The following is a 16052-nucleotide window of genomic DNA, read 5'->3' as shown; positions in this document are numbered from 1 at the left end:
CGCAGCGAAGTTTCGAGCGGGAGATATGCGATGAGCGAGGAGGTCGCCGAGGGCGCGCCGCAAACGGCGCGATACGCCACAGGCGCGATGTTCGGCGTTTCCGCGGTCACTGTCTGGGCGACTTGGCTCGTCGTCACACGGCTCGGCGTGACGACGACGCTCTCCGTCTATGATCTCACAATGCTGCGCTTCGGCACCGCCGGCCTATTGCTGTTTCCGATCGTGCTGCGCAAGGGGCTCGCGCTCGAGCGGCTCGGCGCATTGCGTCTCTTCATTCTCGTCTGCAGCGCGGGCGCGCCTTATGTGCTCGTCGCCGCCAGCGGGCTCAAGCTCGCGCCGGTCGCTCATGCGGGCGCGCTGCTGCCGGGCTCCATGCCGCTCTTTGTCGCGCTTCTGTCGTTTCTTCTGACCCGCGAGCGCTTCGGCGCGAGCCGGCTCATCGGCTATGCGCTCATCGCCATCGGCGGCGCGGCCATAGCGGGGCCGACGGCCTTATCGTTCGGCGACACGCAGATGGGGCATATTCTGCTGCTCATCGGCGCCTTCGTCTGGGCCGGCTACGCCATCGTGCTGCGCGCGTCCGGCCTCGATTCGCTGCACGCCGCGGCGCTAGTGTCGACAGGCTCGCTCATTCTCTACGGGCCCGTCTATCTCGCCTTTCACGGGCTGCACGGCATGGATGCGCCGCTGCGCGACATTGTGATTCAGACCTTGTTTCAGGGCGTCATGGTCTCGATCGTCGCGCTGTTTCTGTTCGGCAAGGGCATAGAGCTTCTCGGCGCTTCCGCCGGCGCCGCCTTCTCGGCGCTGGTGCCGCCCATGGCGGCGCTGATCGCAATTCCCTTGCTCGGCGAAACGCCGTCGCTCATCGAGCAGATCGCGCTGCTCTGCGTCTCTCTCGGCGTTTATCTCGCGAGCGGCGGCAGAGCGCCCAGCCTGCGCATAGGGCGGCGCGGCTGACGGAACCACGCCCGCCCGCGCGGGTTATCCTCCGCCCCGCGTCGCCTTCCCGCGGCGCGAAAATTCGAAGGGAGGGAGTCCATGCCCGCCAAATCCAAGGCTCAGCAAATGGCGGCCGGCGCCGCGCTCGCGGCCAAGCGCGGCGAGATTCCGAAGAGCGAGCTCAAAGGAGCCTCGCGCTCCATGCTCGATTCGATGAGCGAGAAGCAGCTCGAGGAATTCGCCGCCACCAAGCGCAAGGGCAAGCCACAGCACGCGGCCAAATCATGATTGCCCAATAGAGGAGGACGCCTCAATGCATGTGGAAGCCATCATCGCCAGTCATCCGCAAATGCGCGGCCGCGCCGATGCGGCGCTCGTCGGCTGCGTCGAAGCCTGTTTCGATTGCGCTCAGGCCTGCGCTGTCTGCGCCGACGCCTGCCTTTCGGAGGAGAATGTCGCGGATCTGCGTCGCTGCATCAGGCTCGATCAGGATTGCGCGGACATATGCCTCGCGACCGGCGCCATAGCCTCGCGTCGCAGCGCGACGGATGAGACGGCGATGCGCGCCATTCTACAAGCCTGCGTCGATATGTGTCGCGCCTGCGAGAAGGAATGCCGCCGCCACGCCAAGCATCACGAGCATTGTCGCATCTGCGCCGATGTGTGCAAGGAATGCGAAGGCGCCTGCCGTCGCGCAATGGGTTCCGCGCATTAGGCCGCACACGTTTGGAAACGCGTCGAACGATCGCGACTTCGCCCCTCTCCTGCCGTCAGGGGGAGAGCATCGCGTCTGTCGCGCGAATCGCGCTCACGCTTTATAGGCCTTCAAAAATACGGCGAGACCAGACTCCATCACGCGCTGATATTCGGCCTCGCTGCGCAGGTCCAATCCCAGCGCGACGCGCATCGGCAGGTCCGAGACGGTGAGATGCAACAGATGCTCCGCCGCCATTTGGGCGTCGTCGATGGCGAGCAGCCCTCGCGCCTTCGCCTCCTCGAGATAGTTGGAGACCAGATCGAGGACATTCTGCTTGCCGCTGTTGAAATAAAGGTGACAGAGTTCGGGGTAGCGCCAGCGCTCGCTCGACACCGCTTGAAAAAAGGCCGCCCATTCCTTGGTCAGGAAGCGCGCGACGAAATGTCCGCAGAGCTCGCGTAACGCCTGCTCGACGCCGGCTCCGAAATCGGGCTCGGGTACATCGGTGCATTTTTGGCTGCATTCGATCTCGATGAGATTGCGAAACAGCGCCTCTTTGCTGGGAAAATAGGCGTAGAGCGTCGCTTTCGACACGCCGGCCGCGCGCGCGATCGCGTCCATGGACGTATCGGCGAAGCCCTGCTCCAAAAATTGCGTCCGCGCCGCCGAAAGGATCTGACATTCCTTTCGGTTCGGCACATGCTCCGCGCACGCCTCGGTCGCGGTCGATCCCGCTCCCTCGGTCATATCCTCGGTTCCGCCCGTTCCATTCTGTCCCCTTCGCCCGTTCCCGGGTCTTTTTTCAGTCTCGGCGCGCCTTCGCCAGCCTCGGGAAAAACTGAACCGTTCAGTTTCAGCATTGACACTCTGCCTTTGCGTTTATATTAAAACTGAACGGTTCAGTTTTCGAGAGGGTCATGCCGAAATTTTCGCGAAGCCTTATCCGAGAAGCGAAAACTGCGCCTAGGCGGGGGATAGCACGCGCAGCCGCCGCTGGGGCAGTCACATTCGCGGCCTCGGCGCTCACCGCTTGCGCTGTCGGGCCGGATTTTGTTCCGCCCCCGGCGCCCGCCGACGCCGGCTATGGCAAGATCGGAGCCAGGACGGAGGCGGCGGCGGTCGCTGGCGGGGCTTCGCAACGCTTCGCCCATGGCCGCGACGTGCCGGGAGAATGGTGGAAGCTGTTTCGTTCCAAGCAAATATCGGCGCTGGTCGCCGAGGCCGTGGCGAATCACCCGGACATTATGGCGGCCGAGGCCGCGCTGCGTCAGGCGCGCGAGACGATAGAGGCCAATTCGGCCACCTTTCTGCCGCAGGCCACGCTCGGCGACAGCTATACGCGGCAGCAATCGACGACGGCGCAATACGCCGGGATCTCCTCGTCGAGTTCGTCGTCGTCGTCTTCTTCGTCCAGCTCGGCCTCGACCTTTGTCTACGGGCTGCACAACGCTAATGTGTCCGTGTCCTTCTCGCCGGACGTGTTCGGAAAATCCTGGCGCACATTGGAGAGCGATACGGCCGCCGCCGAGCAGAAGCGTTTCCAGCTCGAGGCGACCTATCTCGCGCTCACCGCCAATGTCGTCACCGCCGCGATCTCCGACGCCTCATACGCCTCGCAGATCAAGGTGACGCGCGATCTCATCGCCGCCTATCGCACGCAGCTCGATCTGCTGGAGAAGCGATTCGAGCTCGGAGCCGTCAGCCAGGCCGATGTGCTGTCCGAGCGCGCGCAGCTCGCGCAGGCGCAGGCGACGCTGCCGCCGCTGGAAAAAGCGCGCGCACAGAATCGCAATCTGCTGATGGCCTATCTCGGCCGTCTTCCCAACGCCGACAAAGGCGAGGCCGTCGACCTTTCCGGCCTGCGCCTGCCTGGCGAATTGCCGGTCAGTCTGCCTTCGACTCTGGTGCGCCAGCGGCCGGATATTCTCGCCGCCGAGAATCAAGTGCATCAGGCGAGCGCGGAGATCGGCGTCGCCACGGCGAATATGCTGCCGCAATTCACGCTCAGCGCCACGGGCGGCGCGCAGGCGACGAATTTCACCACCCTGTTCTCGCCGCAGACCATGGTCTACACGCTCGCCGCCCAGGCCTCGGGCAAGGCTTTCGACGCCGGCTCGCTGTTCCACACGCGCGAGGCCAAGGTCGCGGCCTTCGAGCAATCGGCGGCGCAATATCGCTCCACGGTCATCTCCGCTTTCCAGAATGTCGCCGATTCTCTGCAGGCCGTGAAGCACGACGCCGGCACGCTGCGCGCGCAAGTGGCGGCGGAGAAGGCGGCGGCGGAGAGTCTCGAGATCGCGCGCGCGCAATATCGCGCCGGCTCGACGACCTATTCGATCGTGCTGAACGCCGAGCAGACTTTGCTCAATGCGCGGCTCAATCGCGTCAAGGCGCAGGCGGCGCGCTTCGCCGATACGGCGGCGCTGCTGCAATCGCTCGGCGGAGGCTGGTGGAACCGCATAGACGAGACGCCGGCCTCGCAGGCCAAGCCCACGGATATAATCGCTACATCGCCGATCGCCGCGGCGATCAGAGCAGAGGCGGAGGACGCTCGAGATGGTCGCTAGAACCTTGCTGCAGGATCGTTTCGGAGCCCTGGCGAAACCGATGGCGATCATGCTCGCGATCGTCGCGCTGGTCTTTGGCGGACTCTATGGCTTCAACGCCTTCCGCAACATGATGATCAAGGGCTTTCTCGCCTCCATGGCCAATCCGCCGCAGACCGTCTCGATCACGACTGCGGGATTTCAGGAATGGCGGTCCAAGCTCACTGCGGTCGGCACGTTTCGCGCAGTGAACGGCGCGGATCTGTCGCTGGAGGCGTCCGGCATCGTCGAGAAGATTCACTTTCAGTCCGGTCAGCAAGTGGAGGCGGGTCAGCTGCTGCTGGAATTGCGCAAGGACACGGATATCGCCAGGCTCGCCGCGCTGAAGGCCTCCGCCGAGCTCGCCGGGGTCAATCTTCGCCGCGATCAGGCGCAGCTGAAGATTCACGCCGCGAGCCAGGCGAGCGTCGACACCGACCTCGCCAATCTCAAGAGCGCGGAGGCGGAAGTCGCGCAGCAGGAGGCGGTGATCGCGCAGAAGACTCTGCGCGCGCCTTTCGGGGGGCGGCTCGGCATTCGCGGCGTCGATCTCGGCCAATATATCGGCGCGGGCTCGGTCATCGTGACGCTGCAGGCGCTCGATCCGATCTATCTCGATTTCACTCTGCCGCAGCAGGCGTTGAACGGCATAGAGGTCGGCCAATCGATCGACGCCGGCGTCGATGCTTTTCCGGGCAAGAAGTTCACCGGCAAAATCGTCGCGATCAACTCCAAGGTCGATCAGGCGAGCCGCAATGTTCAGGTGCGCGCCAGCCTCGCCAACGCCGATCACAAGCTCACGCCCGGAATGTTCGCTCAGATCGACATAGCGACTGGAAATCCCGAGCGCCTCATCACTCTGCCGCAGACGGCGATCGTTTATGCGCCCTTCGGCAATTCGGTGTTTCTCGTTCAAAAGAGCGCGGCGGCCGACGACAAGGGCGCGGGCCTCTCCGCGCAGCAGGCTTTCGTGCGCCTCGGCGCGACGCGCGGCGACGAGGTCGCGGTGCTGGAGGGCGTCACGGAAGGCGCGACCGTCGTCACCGCTGGACAGGTGAAGCTCAGAAACGGCTCGCCGCTGAAAATTTCCGACACGCCGCAGCCGCCGGTCGATCCCGATCCCAAGCCCGTGGATCAGTGAACGGAGACAACGAATATGCGTTTCACCGACATTTTCGTGCGTCGCCCGGTGCTCGCCTCGGTGGTGAGCCTGCTGATCCTGGTGCTGGGCCTGCGCTCGCTCTTCACCCTTCCGACGCTGCAATATCCGCGTACGCAAAACGCCGTCGTCACGGTGACGACCTCCTATTTCGGCGCCGATCCCGCGACTGTCGCCGGCTTCGTCACCACGCCGCTCGAGAACGCCATCGCGCAGGCCAACGGCATCGACTATCTCACCTCGACGAGCCAGGTCGGAACGAGCACGATCACCGCCAATCTGCGGCTCAACTATGATTCCGGCAAGGCGCTGACCGAGATCAGCACCAAGATCGATTCGGTGCTCAATCAGCTGCCGTCCGCCGTGCAGCGGCCGGTCATCACGGTGAAGATCGGCCAGACCACCGACGCCATGTATATCGGCTTCAATAGCGATATTCTGACGTCGAGCCAGGTTACCGATTATCTGATCCGCGTCGTGCAGCCGCGCCTGCAATCGGTGCCGGGCGTGCAGACGGCCGAGCTCATCGGCGGCAAGACTTTCGCGCTGCGGGCGTGGCTCGATCCGGTCAAGCTCGCCGCCTATGGCCTCACCGCCAGCGAGCTCAGCGCGTCGTTGCAGGGCAATGACTATATCGCCGGCCTCGGCTCGACCAAGGGCGAGATGGTGCAGGTGACGCTCACCGCCGCGACCTCGATGCATTCGCTCGAGGAGTTCCGCAATCTCGTCGTCAAGCAGGTGAACGGCGCCAATGTGAAGCTGCGCGACGTCGCCAATGTCACGCTCGGCTCGGAAGATTACGAATCCGCCGTGGCGTTCAACGGCAAGCAGGCGGTCTATATCGGCATTCTCGTCGCGCCCAACGCCAATCTCCTCGATGTCGTCAAAGGCGTCAAAGAGGCCTATCCGGATATTCTGAAATCGCTGCCGCAGGGGCTCAACAGCGATATCGTCTATGACACGACCGACTTCGTGAACAGCTCGATCGACGAGGTGATTCACACGCTGATCGAGGCCATCCTCATCGTCACCGGCGTCGTGTTTCTGTTTCTCGGCTCCTGGCGCTCGGTGGTCATACCGATCGTCGCCATTCCGCTATCGCTCATCGGCACATTCACCATTCTGCTGGCGCTCGGCTTCTCGATCAATCTGCTCACACTGCTGGCGCTGGTTCTTGCGATCGGTCTCGTCGTCGACGACGCGATCATCGTCGTCGAGAATGTCAATCGCCATCTCGCCGACGGATTGAGGCCGTTCGACGCCGCCTTGCAGGCGGCGCGCGAACTCGCCGGGCCGATCATCGCCATGACGATCGTGCTGATCGCCGTCTATGTGCCGATCGGCTTTCAGGGCGGCCTCACAGGCGCGCTCTTCGTCGAATTCGCCTTCACGCTCGCCGGTTCGGTGACGGTCTCGGCGATCATCGCTCTCACTCTTTCTCCGGTCAGCTGCGCGCTGGTGCTGAAGGCGCCACAACAAGGCGAGGAGACGCTGGAGACGAAGATCGTCGCCGCCATCGACGCCAGAATGGAGTGGCTCAAGGAGCGCTATCAGCGCCTGCTCGAGCGCTCGCTCCATTTCGTCCCGGTGACGCTCGCTTTCGGCGGCCTCGTGCTCGTGAGCATCTATTGGCTCTATTCGAACTCGAAGAACGAGCTCGCGCCCAACGAAGACCAAGGCGTCGTCTTCGCGCAATCGACATCCGCGCCCAACGCCACGCTGAAGCAGAAGCTCTTCTATGGCGATCAGGTCTACAAGACCTTCGCCAAGCATCCCGAAATGACGAGTTCGTTCCAGATCGTCACGCCCGGCCTCATCTTCGGCGGCCTCGTTCTCACGCCGGCCGACAAGCGCAAGATCGGCGCCGAGCAGATGCAGCAGACGCTGCAGCAGGAGCTGGCGCAGGCGGTGCCGGGGCAGCGTCTCGTCACCTTCCAGCCCCAACCGCTGCCGGGCTCGAATGGTCTGCCGATTCAATTCGTGGTGCAGAGCACCGACACGTTCGAGAAGATGAACGACATCTCGCGCGACTTCCTCTCCAAGGCGCTGGCGACGGGCAAGTTCATGTTCCTCGACACCGATCTGAAGATCGACCAGCCGCAGATGTCGCTCGTCATCGATCGCGAGAAGACGGCGCAGCTGGGGCTCAAAATGGTCGACGTCGGCGGCGCGCTCACCACGGGGCTGAGCGGCGGCTACACGCAATATTTCGGGCTGGACGGACGCTCGTACAAGGTCATCCCGCAGATGGCGCAGCAGTTCCGGCTCAATCCGGATCAGATATTGAGCTATTACATCAAGACCGCGGACGGCTCCTCCGTGCCGCTGTCGACGGTGGCGAAGTTCCAGACCATGGTCGTGCCGGAATCGCTCAACCACTTCCAGCAGATCAACTCCTTCACCATCTCCGGCGTCGCTGCCCCGGGCGTCATTGCCGGCGAGGCGTTGGAGACGTTGAAAGAGGTCGCTGCGCAAACGCTGCCGCCCGCCTACACGATCGACTACGCTGGCGCCTCGCGGCAGTTCGTGCAGGAGTCGAGCGGCTTCGCCGTGACCTTCGGCTTCGCGCTGATCATCATCTTCCTGGCGCTCGCGGCGCAATTCGAGAGCTTCCGCGATCCGCTCATCATTCTCGTCTCCGTGCCCATGTCGATCGCCGGCGCGCTCGTCTTCATCATGCTGGGCTTCGGCGGCGCGAGCATCAACATCTACACGCAGGTGGGCCTCGTCACACTGATGGGCCTCATCAGCAAGCACGGCATTCTCATCGTCGAATTCGCCAATGAGCAGCAGCATCTCGGCAAGTCGAAATATGAGGCGATCATAGACGCGACCTCGATCCGCCTGCGGCCGATCCTGATGACGACGGCGGCGATGGTGCTCGGCGTGCTGCCGCTCATCATGGCGAGCGGCGCCGGCGCGGCCTCGCGCTACAATATGGGCCTCGTCATCGCCTCGGGCCTGTCGATCGGCACATTGTTCACGCTCTTCGTGCTGCCGGCGGTCTATCTCGTGCTCGCCGCAGATCACTCGAAGACGCGCGAAGCGAGCGCCGTCGATTTCGATGATGCGCATGACGCGCATGGCGAGAATAAGATTCGCGTCGTCGCCTCTTGAGGCGACGGCATATGCGGAGCCGAAGACTCGCGGTCCACCGCCCCACCCCCGGGCCGCGGGTCTTCAGGTTCGCGTCTCGCCGTCCTCGGCGCGCGGCAATCGAAGCGTGAAACGCGCGCCGCCTTCGGGCGGCGCTTCGTATTCGATCGAGCCGCCATGCTCATGGGCGATCGAATAGCTGATCCACAATCCGAGCCCGGTGCCTTCGCCGACGGCCTTGGTGGTGAAGAAGGGCTCGAAGATCCGGCCGCGCAGCGCCTCCGGCACGCCCTTGCCATTGTCGTCCACGACCACGATCGCGCAATCGCCTTCGCCGCGCGTGGTGATGGAGACGATCGGCTGCTCCACCTCGCGCACGGCGTCGAGCGCATTGTCGATGAGATTGACCAGCACCGAATGAATCTGGCCGCTCTGTCCCGAGGCGTAGAGCTCGGGCTCGAGATCGGCGACGATGCGCGCTTTGGCCTTCTTGCTCCGCGAGGCCCATTGCGCGGCGGTCTCCACCACTTTCGACAATGACACCGCCTCGCGCGGCGCCTTGGTGCTGAAGGAGAGACGCCGCAAATTCTTGACGATCTCGCTGATGCGCACGGCGCCTTCCAGCGTGCCGTCGATCAAGGGCTGGAGATCGGAGAGAATGGCGTCTATGCCGCTCGCGCGGCGCAGCGTCTCGCGCTCCTTCGCGCTCGCGCCGGCATGAATCGCCTCGAGATAGGCGGCGATCGCCTTGCGATAGCGGTCGAGCGTATGAATATTGCCATAGACGAAGCTGATCGGATTATTGAGCTCATGCGCGACGCCGGCGACGAGACGGCCGAGGCTCGCCATTTTCTCTTGCTCGACGAGGCGCGATTGCGCCTGTTGCAGATCGACATGGGCGCGATGCAGCGCCTCATAGGCGCGGCGCAATTCGCCGATCGGCCGGCCAGTGAAGACGGCGCCGGCTCTGCGCCCATCCGAATCGAACAGAGGCGAGCAATTGATCGCCATCAGATCGGACGGGCCGTTGCTCGTGCGGAAACGCGATTCGACGCTGGTCGGTTCGCGCGCCTGTCCGGCGACGATGGCGGCGGCGCGCGCCTCGTCCTCCACGATGAACAGCGTCGCCACAGAGGCGCCTTTCAGCTCCTCCTCGCCGCGCCCAGCGAGCGCCTCGAAAGCGGGATTGACTTGCAGAATGGCGCCGCGCTCGTCACAGACGATCAGCACGTCCGAGACGGAGGCGATGACGCTCTGAATGAAATTGCGCGCTGCTTCCAGCTCGCCATTCTTGCGCTCGAGATCGGCCTCATAGCCGATGAGGTCCGCATAGACCTCGTCCATCTTCTTGATGACCTCGAGCCAGACGGACTCGCCGCCCTCCGACAGCGCAATCTCCTCCTTGCCTGCGACGAGCGCGATGAGATCGCCGTGCTTGGCATAGGATTTGACGTCAGCTTTCGTCATCGACGACGCGGGAGATGTCATAGCGGGCGATCTTGCTGCGCAGGCCGACGCGCGACAGTCCGAGCTCGTCGGCCACATGGCTGATGTTGCGTCCGTTGCGCTCCAGAGATTCCTTGATCAACGCGCATTCCAGCATCTCGACGCGCTCCTTCAGCGTGAAGCGCTGCTGGTCGTCGCATGTGGTCGTCGCACGATGATCGGTTATGCAAGGCGACAGCAGGCCTGGCGGCAGATTGGCGTCGCCGTCGCTCAGCGCCACCATGCGCTGAATCTCATTGTGCAGCTCGCGCACATTGCCGGGCCAGCCATAGCGCTCCAACAGCCGCAGCGTTTCCGGCTCGAAGCCCGGCACGCGCCGATTGAAGGTCTGGTTCACGGCGACGAGTATGCGCGCGGCGATGATGGCGATATCGCAGCGCCGCTCGCTGAGGGGAGGCAGGTGAATCGGAAAAGCGGCGAGGCGATAATAGAGATCGCGGCGAAAGCGTCCCGCCTCCACATCGGCGACGATATTGCGATTGGTGGCGGCGATGACGCGAACGTCGACGCGGCGCGGACGCTGCGCGCCGAGCGGCCGAATTTCGCCTTCCTGCAGCACGCGCAGCAGCTTCACTTGGAAGGACGGCGAGGTCTCGCCGATTTCGTCGAGAAAGATCGAGCCGCCATCGGCGACCTCGAACAGGCCGACGCGATCCTGATAGGCGCCGGTGAACGCGCCTTTCTTACAGCCGAACAATTCGCTCTCGAGCAATTCATCCGGCAGCGCGCCGCAATTCTCGACGACGAAACTCTTCTCGCCGCGCGCCGAGCCGTGATGAATGGCGCGGGCCAGCAGCTCCTTGCCGGTGCCCGAGGCGCCGGTGATGAGCACGGAGATGTCGTATTCCGCCGCGCGCCGCGCCAGCGCGAGCGTCTGGCGCATCGGACTTTCCGGCGCATGGACGATGCGGCCGAATTCGAACATGCGTCGCTCGGCCCGGCGCCTGTCGCTGGCGAGCCGCTGTAATCGCTCATGCGAGGGCTTGGCCTCGAGCGGCGGCGCGGCGCCGCCATCCTTCTGCGCCGCGTAGAGCTGCGCCGCCTCGCGCACCGATTGGATGAGCTTGTCGGGGTCCCAGGGTTTGGTCACATATTGAAAAATGCCGGCCTCATTGACGCCGGCGATAATATCTTCCGCATCCGTATAGCCGGAGATGATCATGCGCACCGGCTCCGGCCAATGCTCGCGCACGCGCGTCAAAAATTCGACGCCGCTCTCGCCCGGCATTCGCTGATCGCAGAGGATCACCTGCACCAAATCGCCGGCGAGCACGGCCTCCGCCTCGGCGGCGCTGCTCGCGCAGACGATCTGAAACTCGCCGCCGAGCACGCGGCGCAGCGATTCGAGCGAGCGCTTCTCGTCGTCGACGATGAGCACAGTGGCGCCGCGGGAGATCGGCGTCGCTTCGCTCTCCATCTCGCTGCGGTTCTCGCGCTTGTTCATCTCGCCTCTCGCTCAGCAGATGCGCGGCAATTGCTCGCCGGAGAGCCAGTCGATGATGCGGCCGCCGCCGAAAGCGGTCGTCATCTGCACGAAGCAATGCTCATCAGCGACGATCTCGCCGATGCGCGCCGCTTGCGCGCCCAGCGGATGCGCGCGCATCGCGGCGAGCAGCGCATCGGCGGCCTCGCACGTGACCACGGCGAGGAGCTTGCCCTCATTGGCGACATGCAGAGGATCGAGCCCCAGCAGCTCGCAGGCGGCGGCCACTTGCGGCGCGACGGGGATGGCTTTCTCGTCGATGCGCACGCCGACGCGTGATTGATGCGCGATCTCATTGAGCGTCGCCGCCACGCCGCCGCGCGTCGGATCTCGCATCAGACGAATCGCGTCGCCAGCGGTCTCCACCATTGCGGCGACGAGCTCGTGCAGCGCCGCCGTGTCGGACAGAACTTCTGTATCGAAGGAGAGATTCTCGCGCTTCGACATGACCGCGACGCCATGATCGCCGATGGAGCCGGAGAGCAGCACGACATCGCCTGGCCGCGCCTTGTCGCCTGATAGCGCGAGCCCGGCCGGAATGATCCCGACGCAGCTCGTCGAGATAAAGACGCCATCCGCCTTGCCGCGCTCCACCACTTTGGTGTCGCCGGTGACGATGGCGACGCCGGCCGCGCGCGAAGCTTCACCCATGCTCTCTGCAATCAGCTTCAGCTCGGCGAGCGGAAAGCCTTCCTCTACGATGAAGCTCGCCGACATATGCAGCGGCCGCGCGCCGGCCATGGCGATGTCGTTGATCGTGCCATGCACGGCGAGCTTGCCGATATCGCCGCCCGGAAAGAACAAGGGCGAGACGACATAGCCGTCCGTCGTCATCGCCATGCGTCCGGCGGGAATGTCGAAGGCCGCTTGATCATTGCCAGCGGCGAGCCATTCATTGTCGAAGGCGGCGTAAAAAATCTCGCCGATCAGCCGCGCCATGGCGCGTCCGCCGGAGCCGTGCGATAGCTCCACGCGGCCATTGCGGAGATCGAGCTTGCGGCCCCCCGGCTCATGCTTGTTCATGACGCTTTCCGCGCTTCGTTTTGATATTGCCGGAATCTTCCATAAGCCCAATAGGCCGCGCAAGAACCTTCCGAGGAGACCATGCAGGAGCCCATTGGCGTCTCCGGCGTGCAGGCGACGCCGAACAGCTTGCAGTCCTGCGGGCGCTTCTGCCCGCGCAGAATCGCGCCGCATTCGCAGGCCGGATTATCGCGCGCCGGCTTGGTCTCCATGGCGAAGCGGCGCTCTGCGTCATAGTCGGCGTAGGCTTCGCGCAGCTTCAGCGCGCTGTGCGGAATCTCGCCGAGCCCGCGCCACTCGAAGGCCTCGCGCAGGTCGAAAATCTCCGCGACTTCGTCGATGGCTTTGGCGTTACCGCTCTCGGTGACGGCGCGGCGATATTGATTCTCGATCTCGCAGCGGCCCTCGTTGATCTGCCGCAGCAGCATCAAAATGGCCTGCAGTACATCCAGCGGCTCGAAGCCGGCGATGACGACGGGCTTGTGATAATCGCTGGCGAAACGTCGATAGGGCGCGGAGCCGATGACGGTGGAGACATGCGCGGGGCCGACGAAGCCTTCGATCTCGACGCCATTATCGGTGTCGAGAATGGCCTGCATCGCCGCCGGCGTCAGCACATGATTGCAGAAGATCGAGAAATTCTTGAGGCCCTTCTTCTGCGCGAGGCGAATGGCGAGCGCGGTCGGCGGCGTCGTCGTCTCGAAGCCTATGGCGAAGAAGACGACTTGGCGCTGCGGCTCCTTCTCGGCGATGGCGATGGCGTCGAGCGTCGAATAGACCATGCGAATATCAGCGCCGTTCGCCTTGGCTTTCATCAGGCTGGAGCCGCCGGAGGCGGGCACGCGCATCAGATCGGCATAGGTGCAGAGCGTCACCTCCTCGCGCGCGGCGAGGCGAATGGCGTCGTCTATGCGGCCCATCGGCAGCACGCAGACGGGGCAGCCGGGGCCGTGAATGAGGCGAATATTCTCGGGCAGCAGATCCTCAATGCCATAGCGCGAGATCGCATGCGTATGGCCGCCGCAAAACTCCATGAAGCGATATTGCCGATCGCTCTGCGCTTCTGCGGCGATGCGCTGCGCTATGGCGCGGGCGAGATTGCCGTCGCGATATTCGTCGACATGCTTCATTGCGCGTCTCCCAGCGCCGCGGCCTCGCGCAGCAGAGCAAGCGTCGCCATCGCCTCTTCCTCGTCGATCTTGGCGAGCGCATAGCCGACATGCAGCACGACATAATCGCCGATCGCGAGACCATCGACGAGCGCGACCGACACCAGCTTGCCGACGCCATCGACGCTGACGCGCGCCATATCGTCGGGCAGCAGTTCCTCAACGCGAGCGGGAATGGCGAGGCACATCTGCGTTAGACCTTTCTCATTCGCGCAATATGGGCTTGGCCGAGCGAGAGTCCGCCGTCATTCGTCGGCGCAGCGCGTGCGAGCAGCGCTTCTATTCCAAAATCGCGAAGGCGCGAGACGAGACCCTCGGCGAGAATTTTGTTCATCATGCAGCCGCCGCCGAGCGCGACGCGCGTATGGCCGCGCGCTTGCGCCGCCGCGCGGAGCCATTGCGCGAGCGCTTCGATCAGCGTTCCATGAAGCAGCTCGGCGCCCTGCGCTGCGGAGAGGCCTGGCTTCAGCAGCGCGGCGAAGAGCTTGGTCAGATCGAGAATGTGGCTCTCGATTCGGTAGCCATTGTCGAGCGCGCGCGGGCTTTTGCACAGCGCCTCCAGCTCCATCGCCGCCTGCCCTTCATATTGCTGCATGAGCCGCACGCCGAGCAACGCAGCTGCGGCGTCGAACATGCGGCCGAGGCTCGTCGTTCGCGCGACATTTGGCGCGCTCGCCAGCATGGCCACTTTGCCGGCGAGCTCCATGCCGGGAAAGCGATCGAACACATCGCCGCAGCGGTCCTGCGCGGCGAGCGCGGCGACGCCCATGCGCCAAGGCTCGCGCGCGGCGCGGTCGCCGCCGGGCAGCGGCAGAGGCGCGATATGGCCCAGCCGGCGCCAATAGCCTTCATCGACCAGCATCAGCTCGCCGCCCCAGGCGCCGCCGTCGTCGCCATAGCCATGGCCGTCGAGCGCAGCGCCGAGGACGGGGCCTTCGATTTTATGCTCGGCGGCGATCGCGGCGATATGGGCGGCGTGATGCTGCACGCGAATGACGGGCAGGCCGGTCTCTTCGGCGTAGCGCGTCGAGGCGAGATCAGGGTGGAGATCGCAGGCGACGCGCTCGGGCTTCACATCGAGAATGTCGAGCATTCGCGCGATGGTTTCGCGAAAGAAATCGATCGTCGCGCGATCGTCGAGCGAGCCGATATGCGTCGAGACGAAAGCCTCGCGTCCGCGCGTGACGGTGATGGTGGATTTGAGATGCGCGCCGAGCGCCAGAGTGTCGGGGCCGTCATTCGTAAGCGCGACGGGCTCGGGAATGAAACCGCGCGCGCGACGCAAGAAAGCGGGCGCGCCGGCGATGACGGACATCACGCTATCGTCCGCGCGCGCGACGATGGCGCGATCATGGCCGACGATGAGATCGGCGATGGAGGCGAGCTTCTCGCGCGCCTCGTCGTCATCGACGATCAGCGGCTCGCCGCTCGGATTGGCGCTGGTGGCGACGAGCGCCAGATCCGCGGCGGCGTGAAACAGCAGACGATGCAGCGGCGCATAGGGCAGAATGACGCCGATGCGCGAGAGGCAGGGCGCGATGGAGGGAGCGAAGTCCTCGCGCTTTTCGACGATGACGATGGGCCGCGCGCGCGATTGCAGCAGGCGTAGCGATTGCGCGTCGAAGAGGCCGGCGCCCGTCGCCGCCGCAGCGTCGGCGACCATAATGGCGAAGGGCTTGGCGTCGCGGCCCTTGCGGCGGCGCAGTTCGGCGACGGCGGCTTCATTGCGCGCATCGCAGAGGAGGTGAAAGCCGCCGATTCCTTTCAGCGCGACGATTCCGCCGCTCTGGAGAGCCGTGACGATCTGCTCGATCGAATGATCGAGCCGCGGACCACATTTCGGGCAAGCGATCGGCTGCGCGTGGAAGCGCCTGTTGGTCGGATCGGCGTAATCGCGCGCGCAATCCTCGCACATTGCGAAAGGCGCCATAGAGGTTTGCGCACGATCATAGGGCAGGCGCCGCGTCAGCGTGTAGCGTGGGCCGCAATGGGTACAATTGACGAAAGGATAGAGATAGAAGCGGCTCTTCGGATCGAAGAGATCACTCAGGCAGTCGTCGCAGACGGCGGCGTCCGGCGTGATGCGCGTCTGCGTCTTGCCGTCGCGGCTCGGCTCGATCGAGAATTTCGCGTCGCGCAGCGGCGTGATCGTCTCGCATTCCAGCGTGTCGATGCGCGCGAGCGGCGGCGGCTCGCGTTTCAGCGCCGCGACGAAATCATCGACGCGCGCGCCTTCCACCTCCATCAGCACGCCTTGCGAATCATTGCGCACGAAGCCGGCGAGGGCGTAGCGGTCGGCGAGCGAATGCACGAAGGGCCGAAAGCCGACGCCCTGCACGGCGCCGGTCACGCGCAATCTCAGCCTCGTCGCCTCGCTCGACGGCATAAGCCT

At 64.5% G+C, this 16052-nt stretch carries 13 protein-coding genes; 6 read left to right on the top strand and 7 right to left on the bottom strand.

The features are described from left to right. Window positions 1–30: 30 nt before the first annotated feature. From C5689_RS09545 to C5689_RS09535, 3 genes are all read left to right on the top strand, one after another. On the top strand, window positions 31–960 hold the full coding sequence (locus C5689_RS09545) for a DMT family transporter (RefSeq protein ID WP_108917042.1): 930 nt from the start codon (window positions 31–33) through the stop codon (window positions 958–960). An 81-nt stretch (window positions 961–1041) separates the two neighbouring features. Then, window positions 1042–1230: a DUF3008 family protein gene (locus C5689_RS09540; protein WP_108917041.1), complete on the top strand. Its 189-nt coding sequence runs from the start codon at window positions 1042–1044 to the stop codon at window positions 1228–1230. Window positions 1231–1255: 25 nt separating this feature from the next. Then, window positions 1256–1657: a four-helix bundle copper-binding protein gene (locus tag C5689_RS09535; RefSeq protein ID WP_108917040.1), complete on the top strand. Its 402-nt coding sequence runs from the start codon at window positions 1256–1258 to the stop codon at window positions 1655–1657. A gap of 93 nt (window positions 1658–1750) precedes the next feature. Here C5689_RS09535 and C5689_RS09530 read toward each other — a convergent pair whose 3' ends face one another. Further along, window positions 1751–2386: a TetR/AcrR family transcriptional regulator gene (locus C5689_RS09530; RefSeq protein WP_108917039.1), complete on the bottom strand. Its 636-nt coding sequence runs from the start codon at window positions 2384–2386 to the stop codon at window positions 1751–1753. Window positions 2387–2556: 170 nt separating this feature from the next. On the opposite strand from C5689_RS09530, the gene C5689_RS09525 reads away from it, so the two are divergent. The 3 genes from C5689_RS09525 to C5689_RS09515 are packed head-to-tail and all read left to right on the top strand — an operon-like array spanning window position 2557 to window position 8500. Then, window positions 2557–4206, top strand: a complete 1650-nt coding sequence (locus C5689_RS09525; protein WP_108917038.1) for an efflux transporter outer membrane subunit — start codon at window positions 2557–2559, stop codon at window positions 4204–4206. Then, a complete protein-coding gene (locus tag C5689_RS09520; protein WP_108917037.1) occupies window positions 4196–5365 on the top strand; it encodes an efflux RND transporter periplasmic adaptor subunit in 1170 nt (389 codons plus the stop codon). The genes C5689_RS09525 and C5689_RS09520 overlap by 11 nt, the downstream gene beginning before the upstream one ends. A 15-nt stretch (window positions 5366–5380) precedes the next feature. After that, the gene (locus tag C5689_RS09515) at window positions 5381–8500 is read left to right on the top strand and encodes an efflux RND transporter permease subunit (RefSeq protein WP_108917036.1); all 3120 of its coding nucleotides are present in this window, start codon (window positions 5381–5383) and stop codon (window positions 8498–8500) included. Window positions 8501–8563: 63 nt separating this feature from the next. On the opposite strand, the gene C5689_RS09510 is transcribed toward C5689_RS09515, so the two are convergent. The 6 genes from C5689_RS09510 to hypF are packed head-to-tail and all read right to left on the bottom strand — an operon-like array spanning window position 8564 to window position 16046. After that, window positions 8564–9946, bottom strand: coding sequence for a PAS domain-containing sensor histidine kinase (locus C5689_RS09510; protein ID WP_108917035.1), 1383 nt, complete (start codon window positions 9944–9946; stop codon window positions 8564–8566). Beyond that, window positions 9933–11429 carry a sigma-54-dependent transcriptional regulator gene (locus C5689_RS09505; RefSeq protein ID WP_174800224.1) on the bottom strand — a complete coding sequence of 499 codons (1497 nt, stop codon included), beginning with the start codon at window positions 11427–11429 and terminating at the stop codon, window positions 9933–9935. The genes C5689_RS09510 and C5689_RS09505 overlap by 14 nt, the downstream gene beginning before the upstream one ends. 12 nt (window positions 11430–11441) lie before the next feature. Further along, complete coding sequence (gene hypE, locus C5689_RS09500) at window positions 11442–12491, bottom strand: hydrogenase expression/formation protein HypE (protein ID WP_108917034.1); 1050 nt, start codon at window positions 12489–12491, stop codon at window positions 11442–11444. Then, complete coding sequence (gene hypD / locus C5689_RS09495) at window positions 12488–13621, bottom strand: hydrogenase formation protein HypD (RefSeq protein ID WP_108917033.1); 1134 nt, start codon at window positions 13619–13621, stop codon at window positions 12488–12490. Before hypD ends, hypE begins: the two co-directional genes overlap by 4 nt. After that, window positions 13618–13848 carry a HypC/HybG/HupF family hydrogenase formation chaperone gene (locus C5689_RS09490; protein WP_024878496.1) on the bottom strand — a complete coding sequence of 77 codons (231 nt, stop codon included), beginning with the start codon at window positions 13846–13848 and terminating at the stop codon, window positions 13618–13620. The genes hypD and C5689_RS09490 overlap by 4 nt, the downstream gene beginning before the upstream one ends. Before the next feature lie 5 nt (window positions 13849–13853). Beyond that, the gene (hypF, locus tag C5689_RS09485) at window positions 13854–16046 is read right to left on the bottom strand and encodes a carbamoyltransferase HypF (RefSeq protein ID WP_108917032.1); all 2193 of its coding nucleotides are present in this window, start codon (window positions 16044–16046) and stop codon (window positions 13854–13856) included. Window positions 16047–16052 lie beyond the last annotated feature (6 nt).

This window comes from Methylosinus sporium, from assembly GCF_003113265.1.
Classification (GTDB): Bacteria; Pseudomonadota; Alphaproteobacteria; order Rhizobiales; family Beijerinckiaceae; genus Methylosinus; species Methylosinus sporium.
The sequence above is the reverse complement of the archived record's forward strand: the minus strand, read 5'-3'. Positions and strand labels throughout refer to the sequence as shown.

What these genes read in the sequence shown, in the direction of transcription:
- C5689_RS09545 (WP_108917042.1), top strand. Translation starts at nt 31, where the DNA reads ATGAGCGAGGAGGTCGCCGAGGGCGCGCCGCAAACGGCGCGATACGCC.
- C5689_RS09540 (WP_108917041.1), top strand. Translation starts at nt 1,042, where the DNA reads ATGCCCGCCAAATCCAAGGCTCAGCAAATGGCGGCCGGCGCCGCGCTC.
- C5689_RS09535 (WP_108917040.1), top strand. Translation starts at nt 1,256, where the DNA reads ATGCATGTGGAAGCCATCATCGCCAGTCATCCGCAAATGCGCGGCCGC.
- C5689_RS09530 (WP_108917039.1), bottom strand. Translation starts at nt 2,386, where the DNA reads ATGACCGAGGGAGCGGGATCGACCGCGACCGAGGCGTGCGCGGAGCAT.
- C5689_RS09525 (WP_108917038.1), top strand. Translation starts at nt 2,557, where the DNA reads ATGCCGAAATTTTCGCGAAGCCTTATCCGAGAAGCGAAAACTGCGCCT.
- C5689_RS09520 (WP_108917037.1), top strand. Translation starts at nt 4,196, where the DNA reads ATGGTCGCTAGAACCTTGCTGCAGGATCGTTTCGGAGCCCTGGCGAAA.
- C5689_RS09515 (WP_108917036.1), top strand. Translation starts at nt 5,381, where the DNA reads ATGCGTTTCACCGACATTTTCGTGCGTCGCCCGGTGCTCGCCTCGGTG.
- C5689_RS09510 (WP_108917035.1), bottom strand. Translation starts at nt 9,946, where the DNA reads ATGACGAAAGCTGACGTCAAATCCTATGCCAAGCACGGCGATCTCATC.
- C5689_RS09505 (WP_174800224.1), bottom strand. Translation starts at nt 11,429, where the DNA reads ATGAACAAGCGCGAGAACCGCAGCGAGATGGAGAGCGAAGCGACGCCG.
- hypE (WP_108917034.1), bottom strand. Translation starts at nt 12,491, where the DNA reads ATGAACAAGCATGAGCCGGGGGGCCGCAAGCTCGATCTCCGCAATGGC.
- hypD (WP_108917033.1), bottom strand. Translation starts at nt 13,621, where the DNA reads ATGAAGCATGTCGACGAATATCGCGACGGCAATCTCGCCCGCGCCATA.
- C5689_RS09490 (WP_024878496.1), bottom strand. Translation starts at nt 13,848, where the DNA reads ATGTGCCTCGCCATTCCCGCTCGCGTTGAGGAACTGCTGCCCGACGAT.
- hypF (WP_108917032.1), bottom strand. Translation starts at nt 16,046, where the DNA reads ATGCCGTCGAGCGAGGCGACGAGGCTGAGATTGCGCGTGACCGGCGCC.